At 73.2% G+C, this 21,578-nt stretch carries 18 protein-coding genes; 5 read left to right on the forward strand and 13 right to left on the reverse strand.

The window, feature by feature from the left end:
- Nucleotides 1–7 precede the first annotated feature (7 nt).
- The 8 genes from ACIQFU_RS25760 to ACIQFU_RS25795 all read right to left on the reverse strand — a co-directional run bounded on the left by ACIQFU_RS25760 (nt 8) and on the right by ACIQFU_RS25795 (nt 9,095).
- Nucleotides 8–718, reverse strand: coding sequence for a phosphoadenylyl-sulfate reductase (locus ACIQFU_RS25760; RefSeq protein WP_402554533.1), 711 nt, complete (start codon nt 716–718; stop codon nt 8–10).
- A complete protein-coding gene (locus tag ACIQFU_RS25765; RefSeq protein ID WP_061441935.1) occupies nt 715–894 on the reverse strand; it encodes a hypothetical protein in 180 nt (59 codons plus the stop codon). The genes ACIQFU_RS25760 and ACIQFU_RS25765 overlap by 4 nt, the downstream gene beginning before the upstream one ends.
- Nucleotides 891–2,588: a nitrite/sulfite reductase gene (locus ACIQFU_RS25770; RefSeq protein WP_402554534.1), complete on the reverse strand. Its 1,698-nt coding sequence runs from the start codon at nt 2,586–2,588 to the stop codon at nt 891–893. Before ACIQFU_RS25770 ends, ACIQFU_RS25765 begins: the two co-directional genes overlap by 4 nt.
- 151 nt (nt 2,589–2,739) lie before the next feature.
- Complete coding sequence (locus tag ACIQFU_RS25775) at nt 2,740–2,904, reverse strand: putative leader peptide (RefSeq protein WP_402554535.1); 165 nt, start codon at nt 2,902–2,904, stop codon at nt 2,740–2,742.
- 68 nt (nt 2,905–2,972) lie between these two features.
- Nucleotides 2,973–3,545 carry a GNAT family N-acetyltransferase gene (locus ACIQFU_RS25780; protein WP_402554536.1) on the reverse strand — a complete coding sequence of 191 codons (573 nt, stop codon included), beginning with the start codon at nt 3,543–3,545 and terminating at the stop codon, nt 2,973–2,975.
- A 77-nt stretch (nt 3,546–3,622) separates the two neighbouring features.
- The gene (locus tag ACIQFU_RS25785) at nt 3,623–4,936 is read right to left on the reverse strand and encodes a hypothetical protein (RefSeq protein WP_402554537.1); all 1,314 of its coding nucleotides are present in this window, start codon (nt 4,934–4,936) and stop codon (nt 3,623–3,625) included.
- Nucleotides 4,937–5,916: 980 nt separating this feature from the next.
- Nucleotides 5,917–7,209, reverse strand: a complete 1,293-nt coding sequence (locus ACIQFU_RS25790; protein WP_402554538.1) for a GAF domain-containing protein — start codon at nt 7,207–7,209, stop codon at nt 5,917–5,919.
- A 242-nt stretch (nt 7,210–7,451) separates the two neighbouring features.
- Entirely contained in the window at nt 7,452–9,095 is a 1,644-nt protein-coding gene (locus ACIQFU_RS25795) for an acyl-CoA dehydrogenase family protein (RefSeq protein WP_402554539.1), read from the reverse strand.
- Between the two features lie 101 nt (nt 9,096–9,196).
- On the opposite strand from ACIQFU_RS25795, the gene ACIQFU_RS25800 reads away from it, so the two are divergent.
- Nucleotides 9,197–10,360: a YihY/virulence factor BrkB family protein gene (locus tag ACIQFU_RS25800; RefSeq protein ID WP_402554540.1), complete on the forward strand. Its 1,164-nt coding sequence runs from the start codon at nt 9,197–9,199 to the stop codon at nt 10,358–10,360.
- A gap of 21 nt (nt 10,361–10,381) precedes the next feature.
- On the opposite strand, the gene ACIQFU_RS25805 is transcribed toward ACIQFU_RS25800, so the two are convergent.
- Genes ACIQFU_RS25805 through ACIQFU_RS25825 form a run of 5 tightly spaced genes read right to left on the reverse strand, consistent with a single transcriptional unit; the run spans nt 10,382 to nt 16,745 of the window.
- Entirely contained in the window at nt 10,382–11,308 is a 927-nt protein-coding gene (locus ACIQFU_RS25805) for an ROK family protein (RefSeq protein WP_402554541.1), read from the reverse strand.
- Complete coding sequence (locus ACIQFU_RS25810) at nt 11,305–13,035, reverse strand: dipeptide ABC transporter ATP-binding protein (protein ID WP_402554542.1); 1,731 nt, start codon at nt 13,033–13,035, stop codon at nt 11,305–11,307. The genes ACIQFU_RS25805 and ACIQFU_RS25810 overlap by 4 nt, the downstream gene beginning before the upstream one ends.
- Nucleotides 13,032–13,925 carry an ABC transporter permease gene (locus ACIQFU_RS25815; protein WP_402554543.1) on the reverse strand — a complete coding sequence of 298 codons (894 nt, stop codon included), beginning with the start codon at nt 13,923–13,925 and terminating at the stop codon, nt 13,032–13,034. The genes ACIQFU_RS25810 and ACIQFU_RS25815 overlap by 4 nt, the downstream gene beginning before the upstream one ends.
- Complete coding sequence (locus ACIQFU_RS25820) at nt 13,922–14,881, reverse strand: ABC transporter permease (RefSeq protein WP_402554544.1); 960 nt, start codon at nt 14,879–14,881, stop codon at nt 13,922–13,924. The genes ACIQFU_RS25815 and ACIQFU_RS25820 overlap by 4 nt, the downstream gene beginning before the upstream one ends.
- Nucleotides 14,882–14,936: 55 nt before the next feature.
- Nucleotides 14,937–16,745, reverse strand: coding sequence for a peptide ABC transporter substrate-binding protein (locus ACIQFU_RS25825; RefSeq protein WP_402554545.1), 1,809 nt, complete (start codon nt 16,743–16,745; stop codon nt 14,937–14,939).
- 209 nt (nt 16,746–16,954) lie between these two features.
- On the opposite strand from ACIQFU_RS25825, the gene ACIQFU_RS25830 reads away from it, so the two are divergent.
- The 4 genes from ACIQFU_RS25830 to ACIQFU_RS25845 all read left to right on the forward strand — a co-directional run bounded on the left by ACIQFU_RS25830 (nt 16,955) and on the right by ACIQFU_RS25845 (nt 21,570).
- Nucleotides 16,955–18,175: an ROK family protein gene (locus tag ACIQFU_RS25830; protein ID WP_402554546.1), complete on the forward strand. Its 1,221-nt coding sequence runs from the start codon at nt 16,955–16,957 to the stop codon at nt 18,173–18,175.
- Between the two features lie 101 nt (nt 18,176–18,276).
- Nucleotides 18,277–19,800, forward strand: coding sequence for a M81 family metallopeptidase (locus tag ACIQFU_RS25835; RefSeq protein ID WP_402554547.1), 1,524 nt, complete (start codon nt 18,277–18,279; stop codon nt 19,798–19,800).
- Nucleotides 19,797–20,585 (forward strand): copper homeostasis protein CutC, encoded by a 789-nt coding sequence (locus ACIQFU_RS25840; protein WP_402554548.1) that lies wholly within the window; start codon nt 19,797–19,799, stop codon nt 20,583–20,585. Before ACIQFU_RS25835 ends, ACIQFU_RS25840 begins: the two co-directional genes overlap by 4 nt.
- Before the next feature lie 34 nt (nt 20,586–20,619).
- A complete protein-coding gene (locus tag ACIQFU_RS25845; protein WP_402554549.1) occupies nt 20,620–21,570 on the forward strand; it encodes an AraC family transcriptional regulator in 951 nt (316 codons plus the stop codon).
- The last annotated feature ends 8 nt before the right edge of the window (nt 21,571–21,578 follow it).

Genomic DNA, 21,578 nt, shown 5'->3' on the forward strand with positions numbered 1-21,578 from the left:
CGTCATGTCAGCCGTGCAGTCCGCACTCGGTCTTGGAGCGGCCCGCCCAGCGTCCGGCGCGGGCGTCCTCGCCCTCCAGCACACGACGGGTGCAGGGCGCGCAGCCCACGGAGGCATAGCCGTCCATGAGCAGCGGGTTGGTGAGGACGCCGTGCTCGGTGACGTACGTTTGCACATCTTCCTGTGACCACTTGGCGATGGGCGAGATCTTCACCTTGCCCCGCTTCTCGTCCCAGCCGACGACCGGCGTGTTCGCCCGCGTCTCGGACTCGTCGCGGCGCAGCCCGGTCGCCCAGGCCCGGTAGCCCGCCAGCCCCTCCTCCAGCGGCTTCACCTTGCGCAGCGCGCAGCACAGGTCGGGGTCGCGCTCGTGCAGCCGCGGACCGTACTCGGCGTCCTGCTCGGCGACCGTCTGCCGCGGGGTGAGCGTGACGACGTTCACGTCCATCACGGCCTCGACCGCGTCGCGGGTGCCGATGGTCTCCGGGAAGTGGTAGCCGGTGTCGAGGAACACCACGTCCACCCCGGGCAGGGCGCGCGAGGCGAGGTGGGCGACGACCGCGTCCTCCATGGAGGAGGTCACGCAGAACCGGTCGCCGAACGTCTCGGCCGCCCACTGCAGGATCTCCAGCGCGGAGGCGTCCTCCAGCTCGCGGCCCGCCCGCTCGGCGAGTGCCCTGAGGTCCTCGGTCGTACGTTCTTCCTGAACCGCGGTCATGTCGGTTCCCCTCCCGTGGAGTCGGGCTGAAGACCCCGGGCGAGCAGCCCGAGGAACTTCAGCTGGAATGCGCGGTTGCAGGCCCCGCATTCCCAGGCCCCGTGGCCCTGCTCACCGGGACGCAGATCCTCGTCGCCGCAGTAGGGGCAGTAGAAGGGCGCGGCGCGCTCGCTCACGACAGGGCCTCCTCGGAGGCCCGGGCCGCCCAGGCGGCGAAGCGCTCGCCGTCCTCGCGCTCGGCCTGGAAGCGGGTGAGGACGCGCTCGATGTAGTCCGGCAGGTCGTCGGAGGTCACCTTCAGTCCGCGCACCTTGCGGCCGAAGCTCGGCTCCAGGCCGAGGGCGCCGCCCAGGTGGACCTGGTAGCCGCCGACCTGACGGCCCTCCGAGTCGGTCATCAGCTGGCCCTTGAGACCGATGTCCGCGGTCTGGATGCGGGCGCAGGCGTTCGGGCAGCCGTTGATGTTGATGGTGAGGGGCTCGTCGAAGTCCGGCATCCGGCGCTCCAGCTCGTCCATCAGGTCGCTGCCGCGCTCCTTGGTCTCGACGATGGCGAGCTTGCAGAACTCGATGCCGGTGCAGGCCATCGTGCCGCGCCGGAACGGCGAGGGCTTGACCCGCAGGTCGAGCGCCTCCAGCGACTCCACGAGCGAGTCGACCCGGTCGCCGGGCACGTCGAGGACGATCATCTTCTGCTCGACGGTGGTGGAGACCCGGCCCGAGCCGTGGTTCTCGGCCACCTCGGCGACCTTGGTGAGCAGCGAACCGTCCATGCGCCCCACGCGCGGCGCGAAGCCCACGTAGAAGCGGCCGTCCTTCTGGCGGTGCACTCCGATGTGGTCGCGCCACTGCTGCGCCGGCATCTCGGGCGCCGGGCCGTCGATCAGCTTGCGGCCCAGGTAGTCGTCCTCGAGGACCTGGCGGAACTTCTCCGGGCCCCAGTCGGCGACCAGGAACTTCAGGCGGGCGCGGTTGCGCAGCCGCCGGTAGCCGTGGTCGCGGAAGATCGAGGTGACGCCCTCCCACACGTCCGGGACCTCGGCCTCGGGCACCCAGGCGCCCAGCCGCACACCGAACTTGGGGTTGGTGGACAGGCCGCCGCCGACCCACAGGTCGAAGCCCGGGCCGTGCTCGGGGTGGACCACGCCGACGAAGGAGATGTCGTTGATCTCGTGGGCGACGTCGAGCAGCGGAGAGCCGGAGACCGCGGTCTTGTACTTGCGCGGCAGGTTGGAGAAACGCGGGTCGCCCAGGTAGCGGCGGGCGATCTCGTCCAGGGCGGCCGTGCCGTCGATGATCTCGTCCTCGGCGACGCCGGCCACCGGGGAGCCGAGCATGCCGCGCGGGCAGTCGCCGCATGCCTCGGTGGTGGACAGGCCCACGGCCTCCAGCCGCTCCCAGATGCTGGGCACGTCCTCGATGCGGACCCAGTGGAACTGGATGTTCTGCCGGTCGGTGATGTCGGCGGTGCCGCGGGCGTAGGACTCGGACAGCTCGCCGACGGTCCGCAGCTGCTCGGTGGTGAGGCGCCCGCCCGTGATGCGCACGCGCATCATGAAGTACTCGTCCTCGAGCTCCTCCGGCTCCAGCAGACCCGTGCGGCCGCCGTCGATGCCGGGGCGGCGCTGGGTGTACAGGCCCCACCAGCGGAAGCGTCCGCGCAGGTCGTTGGGGTCGATCGAGTCGAAGCCGCGCTTGGAGTAGATCGTCTCAATACGTGTCCGAACGTTGAGACCGTCGTCGTCCTTCTTGAACTGCTCGGCGCCGTTGAGCGGGGTGAAGTGCCCGGCCGCCCACTGGCCCTCGCCGCGGTGACGGCTCACCTTGCGGCGGGGGCTCGCGGCAGCAGGCTTGGGCGAAGTGGCGGCCATGGTTTGACACGTCCTTTGGAAACAGGCGGAATGCGGCTCTGACCTGCGCGCATGGCGCATGGCACTACGTGGGCGTACGTGAGACACGCGTGCGCGTCATTGCGCGGGAGCGAGGCGAATGCGGGGAATCCGGAGGTGCTGGAGGGTGCTCTCAGCGGCCCGGACAGATGGCGCTGGACATGCGGCCGAGGTCGACGTGCCGCCGACTCACCAAGGCAATTCCAGTTCCAGGCATGACGGAAGACTGGCACGGCGATCTGGACCAGGTCCAGCTTAATCCAAAATGTGGACACCCTTGTCTCGTAGCGCGAGACATGGGTGTCGTTGGTCACATGCGCGGTGACCTGCTGGGCGGACGGCCGAAAACAGATGTGTCGGCGCAGGTCAGGCGGGGAAAGCCCCGGGCCACGGTCCCGGGGTGGCCACGTCCGCCTCCTCCTCCACCTTGGTGTCGAACAGACGGAAGCCGCGGCGCTGGTAGTTGTCCATGGCGTACTCGCCGTCCTTGCTGCACGTGTGCAGCCACACCCGCTTGGTGCCGGCCAGCCCCGGCCAGCGATCCGCCAGGTCCCAGGCGCGGGCGGTGCCGTACGAGAGGAGGTGGCCGCCGATGCGCCGTCCGCGGAAGGCCGCGATCAGGCCGAAGTACTCGATCTCCACGACCCCGTCGTCCCCGGGCGTCAGCTCCACGTACCCGGCGGGCGTGCCCCGGTCGTAGGCGACCCAGGTCTCCACGCCCGGCCGCTCCAGGTGCTCCCGCCACCGCGCGTGGCTCCAGCCGAGCCGGTCCGTCCAGCGGATGTCGCCGCCGACCGAGGCGTACAGGAAACGGCTGAACTCGGGGGAGGGCACCTCGGAGCGGACGATCCGGACGTCCCCCTCCGGTGCGGCGGCCGGCAGCAGATCGGCGGGCGCCGTCTGCTCCAGGGACCATGTGGTCACGGCGATGTTGGTCATGCCGGTCAGGGAATCATCCGCTCCGCGGATCTGTCGATCCCCGCCCGCGCGGCCCGGGCGGTGCCCGCGACGGCGTGTCAGTCCAGCGCGTCCTCGATCGAGGACAGCGGCAGCGCGAACAGCATCCGGCCGGACTGGGACCAGACCTCGCCGGTCGCCACCGAGTACGACAGCGAGCCCGCCCGGCCGCTCCAGCACTGCTGGGACTGGTCCGCCCCGCACTCCGAGACCCGGGCGCCCTCCGTGTCCTGGCGCCACAGCGTCCCGCGTCCGTCCTGTCCGCCGGCCGCGCGTCCCAGGTACCAGTCGGTCCGTGCCGTGCCGGGCGGGCGGTACGACAGCACACCGCCGACCTCGGCCGCCCCGGTCTCGTACGCCTCGACCGCGTTCACGCGCCCGGCGGAGTCCGTGACGGGCAGTCCGCCGCGCTCGGGGTCCGCGGTGGTGCGCAGCGGGTAGCGCCACAGCCGGGTGGGCCGGTCGCCGTCCTCCTCCACGTGCTCACTCGCCACCAGGCTGGCGGGGGACGTACCACGGTCCAGCGAGATCGCGCCGGGACGGGCCGCGTCGTCGGTGTCGGGGAGCCGGTAGGAGGCGACGGCGGGCAGTACGTACCGGTGGCCGCCCGCCGCCCAGCCGCCGGGCACCCGTCCGACGGCGTCCGCCGCGGTGGTGGCGCGCTGGACCCGGTCCACGTCGTACACGTACAGCGCGTCGCGGTCCCCGGCGGCCGTGGTGACGAGCAGCTTGTCCTGGTACCAGACCATGCCGGTGACGGGGGAGGCGAGCCCCCGGTAGTCGTGGCCGCCGGCGACCGGTACGGCGAGGAGGGCCGAGGTGTAGCCGAGCCGGCCGGGGTCGTCGGCGTTGACGAAGGAGACCCGGGCGAGACCGCCCTGAGGAGTGCCGTCGTCGCGGGACCAGGCGGAGAGGATGACGTGGTGGCCGCCCCAGCGGCCGTCCTCCTCGGCCTCTCCCGAGGTGGTGACGGCACCGGGGCGCCAGCCGTCGGTGTCGGCGTCGTCCCAGCAGTAGGCGCGGGTGGCGGCGGGGGAGACCGGCAGCGACTCGCGCTCCCCGGCCGTGCAGTCGGCGGCGTCGCGCAGGGTGCGGTCGGCGGAGTCGAGGACGGTGTCGACGCCCACCGGGTCGCCCATCGCCGTGGAGAGCCGGTCGAGCCAGGCGGTCGGCACCCGGTGCTCGGTCAGCCGCAGTGCCTCGGCGTCGGCGGCGGAGGTGAGGGGCTTGAGGGTGCCGGGGTCGTCGGCGACCGTGGCCTGCGAGGCGCTGATCAGCGTCGCCGCGCCGGTCAGCGCGAGAGCCGCGCCGGTCAGGGCCGCGCGCAGCGCCCTGCCCCGTCTGCGCCGGCGGTGTCTGCCGCGCTGCTTCATAGAACCTCCACGGACACCGGACCAACTGTGCTCGACGGTGGTCGCGTTGACCGAGGAGCGGATGAGGCGGTCCGTAGAGGATGCTACGGCAGACGGACGGCCCGGCGGACGCGGACGCTGCAAATATGCGAAATCAACCCGCCTTTACGACCAATCGACCCGCCTGTACGACGCTCTGGGGGCGACGGGCACGCCGTGGGGGCGCCGGGAGCAGAGTCGCGGGGCGAGTCCCCCGGCAAAGGCGGGCAGCGCCCCGGCAGGTCGTCCGCCGGGTGCCGTCGCCGGGACTCCGTCCGCGGGTGCGGGATCGGGCTCCGACCGTTGGTGCGGGGCGGGTTGCCGTCTCGGGGCTCGGCGGCCGGGGTCGGCGGGTGGTGGTCCGGCGGTCGGTTTTCGGGCGCCGTCGCCGTTGCGGGATCGGGCTCCGACCGTCGGCGCGGGCCGCCCGTTTGCCGTCTTGGGGCACGGCAGCTGGGGCTGGCGGGTGGTGGTGCGGCGGGTCGGTCGCCGGTTGGCGTTGTCGGTACGGATCGGGCTCCACTCGCCGGTGCGGGGCCGGTTGCTGTCTCGGCCAGGCTGATCCTGGAGCCGGCCTCGGCGGGCGGGCAGGAGTGGACGCTGCTCGCGGAGGCCGAGGACGCCTGGGACCCGGCCTGGTCCTCTCCCGCCACCGTGTTCTGGCCGGACGACCCGGACGTCACGTGGGACCGGGACGCCGCCACGGGACTGCGGCTGCGGGGCGTCAACACCCTGCCGGACGACGACAAGGCCGTACGCAGGCTGCTCAAGGAGGCCGGGCGCGGGGCTGGCGGGTGGTGGCCCGGCGGGTCGGCCGCGGGTGGCGAGTACGGACCGGGCTCCGACCGCCAGTGCGGGATCGGGCTCCGACCGTCGGCGCAGGCCCGGTTGCCGGCTCGGGGTGCGGCCCGACGGGGGGGGTGTCGCCGTGGGTGGGTGTCGGTGTTCGGGGGCGGTGGCCGTTACGGCAGTGCGTCCGCCGATGTCCGCCCCTTCAGTACCGCCGGTGCCGTGGAGTGGGGGAGCAGGTCGCGGGGGTCGGCCGGGAGCAGGACCTCGACCTCCGCGTCCTCGCAGAAACGATACGGCCGGTGTTCCAGGTAGGCCCCCAGGTACCGCCGCACCCGCGACATCTCCGCCCGTACCGTCACCGTGCGGGCGGGGTCGCCGAACATGTCCTCGGCCAGCCCGGCGGCGCTGCGCCCGCCCCGGTGCACCGCCAGCAGGTACAGCAACTCCGCGTGCCGCGGGCTCAGTTCCCGCGCCCAGTCCTCCGCTCCCCCCAGCACCCGTACCGACCAGCGGCGCGGCTGCCCGAGGTCGAGGACGATCCGGACGGCACCCTGCGGCACCGGCCCCGCCGCGGCCCGCACCAGCCAGCCCTCCGCCAGCGGCTCCACCGTGCACGCCCCGAACGCCGGCAGCCACCGCGCCCCCGCCTCCGGAGACTTGGGCAGCACCACCCGGTCCAGGTACGGCATCCCCGTCACCGCCGCCGTCCAGCCGTCCCGGTCCGCCACCAGCGCCCGCCCCTCCAGCCGGGCCAGCACCGGTGCCGCCACCGCCCGCAACCGCTCCAGCGACCGCGTGTGCAACTCCCGCAGACGGGCCTCCGCCAGCTTGGCCACCGAGTCCACCCAGGCCAGCGTCGCCGGATGCATCGTCTCCAGCGGCCCGCTCACGTCGACCACACCGAGCAGCCGTCCGCTGCGCGGGTCGGTGATCGGCGCGCCGGCGCAGGTCCAGGTCGCCTGGGACCGCACGAAGTGCTCGGAGGCGAAGACCTGTACGGGTCGCCGGGTGACCGCCGGCGTCCCCACGCCGTTGGTGCCGACCACCTCCTCCCGCCAGTCCGCCCCGAGTTCGAACCCGAGCCCGTCGGCCCGGCGCAGCACCCGCGCGCTGCCCTCCCGCCACAGCACCCGGCCGTCCTCGTCCGCGACCACCATGATGTGGTGCGCCACGTCCGCGACCGACAGCAGCGCCTCCCGCAGCACCGGCACGACATGCCGCAACTCCGAGGCCTCGCGCCGCCGCCGTACCTCCTCCGGCGCCAGCAGCCCGGAGCGGAAGTCGTGTTCCGGATCGACGCCGCTGCGCAGCATCCGGTCCCAGGACTGCTCGATCACCGGACGCGGCGCCACCGGAACCCGACCGCCCGAGAGTCTCGCGGAGCGGATCTCGCTGAGCATCCGGGCCGCACGTGCCGTGTCGACGGCGGCGAACTGCGTCACGTCCATGGGCGAGAGCGCCACGGGACCTCGTCCTTCCGGAAGCCGAATGTTCGTCTCATAGTGACCGGTTGCCCACCCCGGGCGGGCACAGTCCGCACACAGCCGACCGCAAGTTGCAACCCCCTGCAACCCTGGTGGACGACACTGAGCGTGTCCAAACTTGAACCGCGCCGTCCCGAGCGGCGTACGCGGCCTGAACGGGCCCGTGTGGCGGGGGTGGTGCCGTGTCGGCGCAGCACCACCCCCGCGCCACGCGGCCGGAATCAGGCCACCGGCCGGGCCCGCTCCACCACCGCCGCCAGATCCAGCGTCGGCGGCAGCGTGCCGAAGGCCGCGCCCCCGTCGCCGCCCAGCCGCGAGGCGCAGAACGCGTCGGCGACCTCCGGCGGCGCGTACCGCACCAGCAGCGCGCCCTGGAGCACCAGCGCCAGCCGTTCCGCCAGCAGCCGCGCCCGCCCCTCGGCGGCCGCGAGGTCGGCCAGATCCGTCAGCAGACCCCGGATCGCCGAGTCCAGCCGGTGATCGGCCCCGCGCGCCGCGCCCACCTCCGTCAGGTACGCGTCCAGCACCGCCGGCTCCCGCCCCAGCGTCCGCAGCACGTCCAGTGCCTGCACGTTCCCGGCGCCCTCCCGGATCGAGTTCAGCGGCGACTCGCGCACCAGCCGGGGCAGACCGGACTCCTCGACGTACCCGTTGCCGCCCAGGCACTCGGCCGCCTCCACCGCCACCGGCGCGCACCGCTTGGCCACCCAGTACTTGGCCGCCGGCACCGCGAGGCGCAGCAGCGCCCGTTCCCGCTCGTCGCCCTCGCCGGCGGCGTCGCAGGCCGCCGCCAGCCGCATCCCGAGGACGGTCGCCGCCTCCGACTCGATCGCGAGGTCCGCGAGGACGTTGCGCATCAGCGGCTTGTCGGCCAGCTTCCCGCCGGACGCCTCCCGGTACGTGCAGTGGTGCACCGCCTGCGCCACCGCCTGCCGCATCAGACCCGCCGAGCCCAGCACGCAGTCCAGCCGCGTCGCCGCCACCGTCTCGGCGACCGTGGCCACCCCGCGCCCCTCCTCGCCGACCCGGCGCGCCCAGGTCCCGGCGAACTCGACCTCCGCCGAGGCGTTGGACCGGTTGCCCAGCTTGTCCTTGAGCCGCTGGATCAGGAACACGTTGCGGGTGCCGTCCGCCAGCACGCGCGGCACCAGGAAGCAGGTCGGTCCCCCGGGAGCCCGCGCCAGCACCAGGAAGGCGTCCGACATCGGCGCCGAGCAGAACCACTTGTGCCCGGTCAGCTCGTACGCCCCGGCCTCGGCCAGCGGCCGCGCCGACGTGCTGCCGGCCCGTACGTCGCTGCCGCCCTGCTTCTCCGTCACGTCCGTCCCGAACAGCACCCCGGCCTTCAGACGGGCCGGCCGCAGCTCCCGGTCGTAGACCCGGGAGGTCAGCCGGGGCTCCCAGTCGGCGGCCAGCTCAGGGTCGGCGCGCAGGGCGGGCACCGCCGCGTGGGTCGTCGTCAGCGGACAGCAGATGCCCGCCTCCACCTGGGTCCACAGGACGAACGCCGCCGCACGCCGCACGTGCCCGCCCGGCCGCGACCAGGCGTCGGTCAGACCCGCCGAGACGCCCTTGCCGAGGAGCCGGTGCCAGGCGGGATGGAATTCGACCTCGTCGACGCGGTGGCCGTACCGGTCGTGGGTGCGCAGCACCGGTGGATTCGCGTCGGCCTGCGCGCCCCACTCCTGGGTCTGGAGCGCCCCGCAGCCGCGGCCCGTCCCGGACAGCTCCGCGGCCGCCTCCTCGCGCAGCTCCGCCGCCAGGTGCCGCTCGACGGCCTCCGTCAGGGCCCGGTCGGCGGCGAAGACGTCGTAGCCGGTCAGCGGCGGCGCCTGATTCGTCACGGTGTGGGTACTGCCTGCCATGGACGTGAACCTACCCTGCCGCGGGGCCCCGACGGGCCCGGTCCGCGATCACCGGGCGTCCGCGGATGAGTGCCGCCCCGAGTGCCGGATACCTTTAGGGCGTGCAGCCAGCAAGTGACTCCCCCGAACGGCCCTCGGGCCGGCTCCACCGTGCCCGAGTTCTGTACCGGAACGTCTCCAAACGCAGGACCGCCTGGCTGCTGCTCAAGGACACGGTCAACTCGTGCATGGAGTACCGCATCCTCGGCCTCGCCGCCGAGGCCGCGTTCTTCACCCTGCTCTCGGTGCCGCCCCTGCTGCTGAGCCTCCTCGGCCTGCTCGGCTACGTCGACTCCTGGATCGGCGCCGACACCACCGAGAGCCTGCGCAACAACATCCTGGACGCCTCCCGCGCGGTGCTCTCCGAGAAGGGCGTCAAGCAGATCACCGAGCCGATCCTGGACGACGTGATGAAGGGCGGCAGGCCCGACGTCATCTCCATCGGCTTCCTGTTCGCCCTGTGGTCGGGCTCCCGCGCGGTGAACGTCTTCATCGACACCATCACCGTGATGTACGGCCTCGACGGCGTCCGGGGCATCGTCAGGACCCGGCTGATGGCCTTCCTGCTCTTCATCGTGGCCCTGCTGATCGGGTCGATCGCGCTGCCGCTGATGGTGGCCGGGCCGGACGCCGTGGTGCGGGTCGTGCCCTGGTCGACGACGGTCGTACAGGTCCTGTACTGGCCGGTCGTCATCGTCCTGTCCGTGGCCTTCCTGACCACGCTGTACCACGTCTCCGTACCGGTGCGCTCCCCGTGGATCGAGGACGTCCCCGGCGCGCTGGTCGCCCTCGCGATGTGGGTGCTGGGCAGCTTCCTGCTGCGCATCTACCTCACCAGCACCGTCGAGGGCCCCACCATCTACGGCTCCCTGGCCGCGCCCGTCGCCGTACTCCTGTGGATCGGTGTGTCGGCGTTCGCGGTGCTCGTCGGCGCGGCGGTCAACGCGGCCATCGACCGGGTGTGGCCGGCCGCGGCCACCGCCGCCGCCCGCGAGGCCAACGAGCGGCTGCGCCAGGCCCAGGTCGCCGAGTACGTGGCCCGCACCTCCGTGAGCGACGAGGGCGACCCCGACATGCCCTCCGAGTTCCCGGAGCGCTGGTCCCGCTTCCTGCCCCCCGAGGACGTCACGGCCCGCCTGCGCACCCACCCGAAGAACCCGCCGTCCGCGAACCACCACCAGGAGGGCGGCCACGGCCCCGGGCACGACAAGCCGGAGGCCTCCTGACCGGCCGGCCGTGGCCCGGGCTCAGCGGGCGGTCAGCTCGTGGCGCGCCCGGGCCGCCGCGCCCAGCGGCACGGCGTCGGTGCCCAGGGCCGCCCGCAGCAGTTCGACGGGGTGCCCGCTGATCGGCGGTTCGGCGGCGAGCCGCTCCTGGATCAGCGGTTCGAGCAGCGTCCAGGCGCCGCTGACGCCGCCCCCGACCACGACCGTGCCGATGTCGACGAGGCCGGCGGTCATCACGATCGCGCGGGCGACACCGGCGCCCGCCGCCGCGTACACGGCGTGGGCGTCGCCGTCCCCGTGCCGGGCCGCCTCGGCCACCTCGCGTGCGGTCAGCTCCCGACCGGTGCGCTCGAAGTAGCGGGCCCGCAGGGAGCGGGCCGAGGCCAGCGTCTCCAGGTGGCCGCGGCCGCCGCAGGTGCACGGCAGGTCGCCGAAGCCGGGGATGTGGCCGATCTCGCCGGCCGCGCCGTGGGCTCCGGCGCGCAGCGCGCCGCCCGTCCACAGCGCCCCGCCGACACCGGTGCCCAGGGTCATGCCGAGGACGTCCGTCTCGCCGGCCGCCGCTCCGCACGCGACCTCGCCGCGCAGGAAGGCGTTGACGTCGTTGTCGAGGAAGGCGGGGACGCCCAGCGCGGTGCGCAGGGCGGCGGTCACGGGGAAGCCGGCCCAGTCGGTGAAGGAGTCGCTCGCGACCAGGACGCGGCCGGAGGCGGTGTCGACCACCCCGGCCGCGCCCACCCCCACGGCGGCCAGCCTGCCGGGTGTGCGTGCCCGCACCTCGGCGAGCGCGTCGAGCGCCGCGGCGATCATCGCCCGGCCGCCGGAACCGGCCGGAGTGGCCGTCTCCGCGCGGTCGAGCACCTTCAGGCCCTCGTCGCAGAGCACCACCTGGGTGGTGGTGCCGCCGATGTCGACGCCGGCGAAGACCGGCGTGTCGCGACCGCTCACGCCTGCTCCTCCGTCCGCCCGGCGGCGAGGGTCGCCAGCCGCTCGGCCCGGCGGGCGCGCTGGACGACGGGGTCGGGCACGGGCACCGCCGCCAGCAGGCGCCGCGTGTAGTCGGTCTCCGGGTGCAGCAGGGTGTCCGACGTGAGCCCCTGCTCCTCGGCCCGGCCGGCCCGCATCACCACCACCCGGCGCGCGAACCGCTGCACGACGGCCAGGTCGTGGGAGACGAAGAGGCAGGCGAAGCCCAGCTCCTCCTGCAGCTCGCGGATCACTTCGAGGACCGCCTCCTGCACGCTCACGTCCAGGGCGCTGGTGGGTTCGTCCGCCACCAGCAGGCGCGGTTCGAGGACCAGGGCACGCGCGAGGCTCACGCGCTGGCGCTGGCCGCCGGACAGTTCGCGCGGAGCGCGCCGGGCCACTTCCCGCGGCAGCCGGACCCGGTCCAGCACGTCGGCGACCAGGGCCTCCCGCTGCTTCCCGGACAGGTTTCGGCGGTGGATCCGCAGCGGTTCCGCGACGCATTCGCCGACCGTCATCCGGGGGTCGAGCGAGGCGACCGGGTCCTGGAGGACGACGCCGATGCCGGCGCGCAGCGCACGCCGGGCCCGCGCACGGGTGGCGGCCAGGCCGGCACCGAAGAGGGTGACGGAGCCCGCCGCGGGGGCGATCAGGCCGAGTGCCACGCGGGAGGCGGTGGACTTGCCGGAGCCCGACTCGCCCACCAGACCGAGCGTCTCCCCGGGGTGGACGGCGAAGGAGACACCCTTCAGGGCGTGCACCGCCCGCTTCCCGCGGCCGAAGACCACCGAGACGTCCTTCAGTTCCACCGCGGGCTGTCCCTCGGACACGGCCCCGGGCGCCTCGGCCCCCCGCTCACCGGCCGCGCGGGCCTCACCGGCCTCGGCGACCGAGAGCCTCGGTACGGCGGACAGCAGCCGCTTGGTGTAGTCGTGCGAGGGGCGCAGCAGTACGTCCTCGACGGGGCCGGTCTCCACGACGGCGCCCTGGTACATCACCGCGACCCGGTCGGCGAAGTCCGCGACGACGCCCATGTTGTGGGTGACCAGCAGGACACCCGTGCCGGTCTCCGAGGCGAGGCGCCGCAGCAGGTCGAGGATCTCGGCCTGCACGGTCACGTCGAGCGCGGTGGTGGGCTCGTCGGCGATCAGCAGCGCCGGTTCGTTGGCGATGGCCATGGCGATGACGACGCGCTGGCGCTGGCCGCCGGAGAGCTGGAACGGGTAGGAGCGGGCCCGCTGCTCGGGCTCGGGGATGCCGACGCGGCGGAGCAGTTCGACGGCGCGCGCGGCGGCGTCCGCGGCGGAGACCCGCCGGTGGTTGCGGATCACCTCGGCGATCTGCTTGCCGACCCGGGTGAGCGGGTCGAGTGCGGTGGCCGGTTCCTGGAAGACCATGGAGACGGTCGAGCCGCGCAGCCCCGACAGCCGCTCCTCGTCGGCGCCGACGACGTCGGTGCCGTCGACGACGGCCCTTCCGGTGGCGCGGGCGTTGCCGGCGAGCAGTCCCATGGCCGCCAGCGCGACGGTGGACTTGCCCGAGCCCGACTCGCCGACCAGGGCGAGCGTCTCGCCGGGCGCGACGTGCAGGGACACGCCGCGCACCGCGTGCACCGTGCCGGTCTCCGTGGTGAAGACGACGCCCAGGCCGTCGAGGTCGAGGATGTGCTCTCCGGCGGCGGGAGCGGCCGGTCGTCGAACGGCGCTCATGCGCGGCCCCTCACGTCGAATGCGTCACGGAGTCCGTCTCCGATCGCGTTGAACGCCCACACCACCAGGATGATGGCGAGGCCCGGCGGCAGGATCAGCCACCAGTGGCCCGAGTAGGCGGCGGTCATCCCGGTGGAGAGCATGCCGCCCCAGTCGGTGGACGGGGGCTGGACGCCCAGGCCGAGGTAGGAGACGTAGGCCACCAGCAGGATCGCGTCGGCGATCTGGAAGGTGGCCGCCACGATGACGGTCGACACCGAGTTCGGCAGGATGTGCCGGACGATGGCGCGCGCGTGGGTGCCGCCGATCGCGCGGAGGGTGAGGACGAAGTCCCGGTTCTTCAGCGTCAGGGTCTCCGCCCGCACCAGCCGTGAGGGCACGAGCCAGGAGATGAGGCCGAGGATGAGGACGAGGCCGGTCAGGTCGGGAGTGGTGATCGCGGAGACCACCAGCAGGATGAACAGGGCGGGGATGGCGATGCCCGCGTCCACCACGCGCATCATCACCGCGTCGATCCAGCCGCCCGCGTATCCGGCCGCGGCGCCCCACAGGGTGCCGATGACCGTGGCGAGGACACCGGCCGACAGACCGACGATCAGGGAGACCTTGCCGCCGTACATCAGCCGGCCCAGCTCGTCGTGGCCGACCGCGTCGGTGCCGAGCCAGTGGGCGCCGCTCGGCGACTGGTTGACCTGCTGGAGCAGCGTGTGCGTCTGGTCGGTCGAGTGGACCAGCGGGCCCACGAAGCAGAACAGCACGAAGAACACCACCACGCCGAGCCCCACCACGGCCAGGCGGTTGCGCAGGAAGCGGCGGACCGCGAGCCGGGTGCCGGACGCGGCGGCCGGGGGCTTCGGGGCGAGCGTGTCCAGGGAGGTGAGGGAGCTCATGCCCGACCTGCCTTCACTCGGGGGTCGATGACGCGCTGCAGGATGTCGGCCAGGAGGGTCCCGGTCACCGTGGCGATCGAGATGACCAGGACGCATCCCAGCAGCACGGGATAGTCGGAGGACTGGGCGGCGGTCCAGAACAGCAGACCCATTCCGGGGTAGTTGAAGAGCTGCTCCACCACCAGCGCGCCGCCGAAGAGGACCGGTACGTAGTAGCCGAGCATGGCCACCACGGGGGTCAGCGAGTTGCGGAAGACGTGCCGCGTCAGGACGGCCCGGGGGCGGGAGCCGCCGGCCCGCGCCGTGCGCACGTAGTCCTCGGTGAGGTTCTCCAGCGTGGCCGAGCGCATGTAGCGGCTGAACACGGCGACCATCGTGGCCGCGCCGGCCACCACCGGCAGTACCAGGCCCTGGGGTTGGGCGAGGATGTCCGCGACATCGTTGCCCTGGGGCGCCTGGGCCGGGAACCAGGGCAGGACCTGGCTGAAGACGAGGACCAGGATCAGCCCGAGGAAGTACACCGGGGTGGAGTAGGCGATGAAGCTGAGCGTGGTGATGGCGTAGTCGACCGGCTTGTTGCGGCGGACGGCCTGCCACACGCCGAGCGGCACCGCGAACAGCAGGCCGACGGCGGCCGAGAGGACGGTCAGCAGCAGCGTCTTCGGCAGCCGTTCGGTGATCAGCTGGGAGACGGGCTCGTTGAGGGTGTAGGACATGCCGAGGTCGCCGTGGATCAGCTGGTTCAGGTAGTAGACGTACTGAACCGGCATCGGCTTGTCGAGACCCTGTTCGTGGTTGAAGGCGGCGATCTGCGAGGCGGTGGCCTGGGGGCCGAGGATGCCGCGGGCGGGACCACCGGGCAGGGCGTGCAGCAGGCAGAACACCACGACGGTCACGAGGAGGACCACCGCCAGGGCCTGCAGGACCCGCCTGATCAGGAAGGAGTAAGTGCTCATGGTTTTCCGGGTGGCTGGGTGGGGACGGGGCGGGTGAGGCGGGTCGGGCCCGGGCTCACTCGGTCCACGCCCACATGGCGGGGTGGAAGTTGGCGAGGGAGTCCTGGGCGAACCCGCCGAGCCCGTCCCTGATCACGGAGACCTGGTAGTCGGGCTCGGGGAGCCAGACCACGGGCAGGTCCTCGGCGAGGGCCTTGCTGTAGGCGAGCATGGCGTCGGAGGACGAGGAGGTGGTGGTCCGGTCGATCAGCTCGTCCACCTCCGGGTCGGAGTAGCTGCCGAAGTTGGAGCCGCCGCCGCTCGCGAAGAGCGCGTCACCGCTGGGGTAGGCGGGGAAGTACCAGCTGCCCGCGCTGCCGAAGAAGGAGAGCTGCCAGTCGCAGGCGGGGTCGTCCGCCTCGCACTGCCCGGTCTGCGAGAGGACCGAGTTGACCGGGGCCGTCTTGATGTCGAAGTCGATGCCGGTCTCCTCGAAGGAGGACTGCAGGGCGCTCATCATGTTGTCCGTCTCCGTGGAGCCGGACTGGGACAGCACCCGCATCCTGAACTCGGTGCCCTTGTCCACGCCCTCGCCGCAGTGCCCCTCGCCCTCGCCCGGCGAGGTGCACACCATGGTGCCGTCCCGCTCGCTCCAGCCGTGGTCCGTCAGCAGCTTGCGCGCCTCGGAGTTGGAGAACGGGTACGGCTCCGCCTTCTGCTCGCCGGAGAGGAAGCCGGACGGTTGCCCCTGCGGGACGGGGCCGTAGGTGGGTACCGCGGTGCCGTTGTAGAGCACCTTGGCCAGCGTCTTCTGGTCGACGGACTTCTGGATGGCCTGCCGCGCGTAGGACTGCCGGAAGACCGCGCCCATCTCCGGGTTGTTGAAGTTGTAGGGCATGTAGGTGACGGCCCAGCCGGACCAGCGCTCGACGTGGTAGCCGAGGTCCGTGAAGGACTTCTTGATGCCGAGGTCGGAGGCCCTGATGTAGCCGTAGTCGACGGTGCCGGCCCGCAGCGCGTTCTCCTCGGCGGCCACCGTGGTGAAGGAGAGCAGGTTGATCTGCCGGACGTGGGCCGCGCCCCGGCCGTCGTACTTCTCGTTCTCGACGAGCTCGACCCGGCCCGAGGTGGAGAAGGACTTGATCCGGTACGGTCCGCTGACCGTCTTCCACAGCGGGTCGCTCGCGTAGTGGGAGATCTTCTTGCCGGCGTCGATCAGGTATGTCCAGACCTTCTTGGCGCCGGCCGCGGTGCGGTCGAGGTCCGAGACCGTCCCCGAGTCGCCGGTCTTGTCCCACACGTGCTGCGGCATCGGGCGGATCATGCTCAGCTCGTTGGCGAGCATCCACTGCCGGTTGTAGGCGCGGTCGAAGTCGAGCGTGAAGTGCCGGTCGTCGAGGGTCTTGAAGGAGGTCCAGACGTCCGGGGCCTTGCCCGGACTGTAGCTGGCCCAGGCCTTCTTGTTCTCCCTGACCAGGTTGTACCAGAACTCGACGTCCCGTGAGGTGACCGGTTCGCCGTCGCTCCAGTGGCGGTCGCCGAGGGTGATGGTGACGCTCTTGTTGTCCGCGGCGAACACCGCGTCCGTCGCCAGCGAGTTGTCCTTGTTCCAGCCGATCTCGCCGGCGGAGCCGTCGTAGGCGATCAACGGCTCCCACATGGCCTGGGATATGGAGGAGTTGTTGGTGTTGAGGTGCCCCGGCGTTCCGATCGGGACGATCCAGTTGGGGGTGAAGTTGGCCGGGAGGGCGTAGTTGATCTCGTTCTTCGAGCCGGAGGGGGCGGAGACACCGCCCGCGCAGCCGCTGAGCAGCACGCCCACGGCCGCGCATGCGCCGACGACGAGCGCCCGGCGTCGGCGTGTCGCTGTGCGAGCAGGGGACATGTATCTCCTCCAGGTGAATGGCGTGGAGTCAGCTAACGCCTGACTCGGTGCAGGTACAAACAAAGTTGCGTAACAAATAAGTATCTCCGTTTCTGAAAAAAGTCCGGGCGCCACCGAATCCCCGAATTGCCGGGCGAACCGCCATTCACGGAACGGCTTTTCAGGCGTACTGTCGGCACCGGACCAGTCATGCGGAAGTAAGCACGGAGATGAACGAAATAAGTACCCGGGGCCGGAAGACGGCCGGCACCTCGGCGCTGGCGGCGCGAGCGCTCGAACTCATCGCCTCCGGCCGGGCGACCTCCCGGGCCCAGCTCGGCGAGCTGCTCGGCGCCGCGGCCTCCAGCGTCTCGGTGGCCGTGGCCCAGCTCGTGGAGCACGGCCTCGTCGCCGAGGAGGGCACTCAGTCCTCCACCGGCGGCCGCCCGCGCAAGGTGCTCAGACTCGGTGGGCAGGACGAGTTCGCCGTAGCCGCCGACCTGGGCGGCAGACACGCCCGCGTCGGAGTGGTCCTGCCGGGCGGCGAGCTGCGTGACGTCTCCACCGTGCCGCTGGTCGTCGCCGAGGGCCCGCAGGCGGCCCTCTCCGGCCTCGCCGCCACCCTGGACGAGCTGGTGGAACGCCACGGCAGGGCACGGCTGCGCGGTGTCGGCCTCTCCCTGCCCGGCCCGGTCGACACCGCCACGGGGCGCGTCGTGCAGCCCTCCCGCATGCCGGGATGGAACCGCTTCCCCGCCGAGTCCTGGCTCCGGGAGCGCTTTGCCGTCCCCGCCGTCGCCGACAACGACGCCAACTGCATGGCCGTGGGCGAGCACACCGCCCGCAAGGGACGCCACCAGCAGGTGATCATGGTGAAGACGGGCACCGCGATCGGCGCCGCCGCCCTCGTCGACGGCCGGCTCTACCGCGGCGGCACGGGAGCGGCCGGGGAGATCACCCACATCCGCATCGCCCGCGGCGACAATGTGCCCTGTTCCTGCGGCAACACCGACTGCCTGGAGACGGTCGCCTCGGGCGCCGCCCTCGTCCGGGTGCTGCGGGAGGAGGGGGTCGACGTCACCAGCGCCGAGGACGTGGTGCGGCTGGCCACCGACGCGCACCCGGAGGCCAACCGGGCGGTGCGCAGGGCCGGGGACTACCTCGGCCAGGTGCTCGCCGCCAACGTCAACTTCTTCAACCCGGACGCCGTCTACCTCGGCGGCATCCTCTCCACCGTCGAGCCGTTCGTCGCCGCCGTCCGCAGCCAGCTCTACGAGAGCTGCCACCCGCTGGTCACCGAACACCTCGCCATCGAACGCGCCGTCCTCGGCGCCGACGCCGGGCTCCTGGGCGCCGGACAGTTCGCCCTCCAGCGGGCGCTCTCGCAGGCCCTGCGCGAGGTCGGCGGAGCCCAACTGGACCCGGACCGCTTCCGGACCCCCACCCCCTGAACCCGCACCACGCACCCCCCCACCAGGCACCTTCCGCGCCACCCCCGCACCACGCACCCCCGCACCACGCACCTCCGCACCACCCGCACGAACGAGGAGCCATGTCGCACCCCAGCACCCCTTCCCGCCGCCCCGTCGTCGCCGTCGCCGGACTCGGCATCGAGTCGTCCACCTTCTCGCCCGCCCGCACCGAGGCCCCCGCCTTCCACCCCTCCCGCGGCCAGGAGGTCCTGGACCGCTACCCCTTCCTCGCCGCCGGTGAGGAACTGCGCGAGGCGGCCGACTGGCACGGCGCCCTGGTCGGCAAGTCGCTGCCGGGCGGCACCGTCACCGCAGCCGCCTGGGAGGAACTCACCGGTGAGCTCCTCACCCGGCTCGCCGCCCTCCCGCCGCTGGACGGCCTCTGGTTCGACATCCACGGCGCCATGACCGTCGAGGGCGTCGACGACGCCGAGGCAGTGCTCCTGGAGCGGGTGCGCTCCGCCGTCGGCGACGACGTGATCGTCTCCACCTCCATGGACCTGCACGGAAACGTCTCCCGCGCCCTCGTCCACCGCAGCGACCTGATCACCTGCTACCGGATGGCCCCGCACGAGGACCACATGGAGACCAAGGAACGCGCCGTCCGCAACCTGCTGGCGCACCTCGCCTCCGGCGCCCCCCGCCCGCTGAAGGCATGGGTGCCGGTCCCCGTCCTGCTGGCCGGGGAGCAGACCTCCACCCGGATCGAGCCGGCGAAGAGCGTGTACGGAGCCGTTCCCGGGGTCGAGGCGCGGGAGGGCGTGATCGACGCGGCGATCTGGGTCGGCTACGCCTGGGCCGACGAACCCCGCAACCGCGCCGCGGTCGTCGTCACCGGGCACGACGAGCGGGCCGTCGCCGAGGGCGCCGAACGGCTCGCCCGCGGCTTCTGGGACGCCCGCCACGACTTCGACTTCGTCGCCCCCACCGGCACCTTCGACGCCATCCTCGACGAGGCCCTGGCCGGCGAGCGGCGCCCGTACTACGTCAGCGACACCGGCGACAACCCGACCGCGGGCGGCGCCGGCGACGTGACCTGGGGACTGACACGGCTGCTCGCCCGCCCCGAGTTCCAGAAGGAGGACGGGCCGACCGTCCTGTACGCCTCGGTGCCGGGACCGGAGGCCGTCCGGCAGGCCGCCGAGGCGGGCGTCGGGGCCACGGTGACGGTGACGGCGGGCGCCGAGGTCGACGACCGGCACGCCGGCCCCGTCACCCTCACCGGCGTCGTGCACGCCGTCCGGCACGGGGACCGCGACGCCCGCACCGAGGTCGTCGTACGCGTCGGCAGCGCCTACGTGATCCTCACCGAACTGCGCAAGCCCTACCACCACGAGCACGACTTCACCGACCTGGACCTCGACCCGCGCGGCGCCGACGTCGTCGTCGTGAAGATCGGCTACCTGGAACCCGAACTGTTCGCGATGGCCGCCGACTGGAAGATGGCCCTCACCCCGGGCGGCGTCGACCAGGACCTCGTCCGCCTCGGCCACCACCGCATCCGCCGGCCCATGTTCCCCTTCGACCCCGCCATGGCCGACCCGGACCTGACCGCCCGCCTGATCCCGGCCGCCGACCAGCCGCTGACCGGGGCCGACGAATGAGCCCCCGCCCCAGCCTGGAGATCGCCGTCGTGTCCCCGGCCGGCGCCCGCACCGCCCGTGAGAACGGGGCGGACCGCGTCGAACTGTGCACCGGACTGGAACTCGGCGGCCTGACCCCCTCGACCGCGACCGTCGAGGCGGCCGTCGGGGCCGGGCCGCCCGTCCACGTCCTCGTCCGCTGCCGCCCGGGCGACTTCGTGTACGACGCCGAGGAGGTCGCCCTGATGGCCGCCGAGGTGCGCACCGCCGTGCGCGCCGGCGCCCGCGGCGTCGTCGTCGGGGCGCTGACCCCGGACGGCGCCCTGGACACGAACGCCCTCGCCGCGTTCGTCGGCGCCGCGCGGGAGACCGACCCCGCGGCGCAGATCACGCTCCACCGGGCCGTTGACCAGGCGAGCGACCCCGTGGCCGCCGTCGCGGCTCTGCCGGGGCTCGGCATCACCCGCGTCCTCACCTCCGGCGGCGCGCCCACCGCCGCCGACGGAGGCGCCGCGCTCACCGCGATGGCCGCCGCGGCCCCCGGGATCGACGTGGCCGCCGGCGGGGGAGTGCGGCCGGGCGACATCGCCGGGCTGCTGGCGGCGGGCGCCACCTCGGTGCACCTGTCCGCCAAGACCCGGGCGACGCCCCGGCGCGCGGCCGGCTGGGTGCCCCTCGGCGCCGGCGGCACCTCCGCCGACGACGACACCCACTTCCGCACCGACGGCACCGTCGTCACGGCGGCCAGGAGAGCCCTCGACGCGGCCGTCGGACGCGGGGAGGAGGCCCGGGGCACCCCTCGGTGAACGGCCCGTGGGCCGAACCGGGACACTGGCGGGCGTGGACGCACTCGCCGGACTGCTGGAGGGCCCCCGGGCCCGTGGCGCCTTCATGATCCGCGCCTGCTTCGATCCGCCCTGGGCGGTGCGGGTCGAGGACCGGGCGCCGCTGACCGTGATGCTGATGGTCCGCGGCGACGCCTGGGTCGTGCCCGACACGGGGGAGCGGCTGCGACTGCGGGCCGGGGACCTGGCCATCGCGCGCGGCCCCGACCCGTACGTCTGCGCCGACGACCCCGCCACCGACCCGCAGGCGGTGATCCTGCCGGGCGGCGCGTGCAGCTACCCCGACGGACGCCCCCTCAACGGCTCCATGGACCTCGGCGTCCGCACCTGGGGCGACCGCGCCGACGGCGAGGCGGTCCTGCTCATCGGCACCTACCTGGTCCGCGGCGAGATCGGCGGGCGGCTCCTCGACGCCCTGCCCCCGCTGCTGTCCCTCACCTCCGACACGTGGGACAACCCCCTCACACCGCTGCTGACGACCGAGGTCACGCGGGACGAGCCGGGCCAGGAGGTCGTCCTGGACCGGCTCCTGGACCTGCTGGTCATCGCCGCGCTGCGGGCCTGGTTCGCCGGGCCGTCGGCCGAGGCACCCGCCTGGTACCTGGCCCTGGGCGACCCGGTCGTCGGCCGGGCGCTGCGGCTGCTCCAGGACGACCCGGCCCACCCCTGGACCGTCGCGGACCTCGCCGCCAGGACCGGGGTGTCCCGCGCCGCGCTCGCCCGCCGCTTCACCGACCTGGTCGGCGAACCGCCCATGGGCTACCTCACCGGCTGGCGGCTCGCCCTGGCCGCCGACCGGCTGCGCGACAGCGAGGACACCCTCGGCGCGATCGCCCGTCGGGTCGGCTACGGCAGCGCCTTCGCCCTGTCCACCGCCTTCAAGCGGGTGTACGGCGTCAGCCCGCAGGAGTACCGGACCCCGGCTGCCGCTGCGGCCCGGGCGTAACCTGGCAC

This window comes from Streptomyces sp. NPDC093065 (assembly GCF_044754585.1).
Taxonomy (GTDB): Bacteria; Actinomycetota; Actinomycetes; order Streptomycetales; family Streptomycetaceae; genus Streptomyces.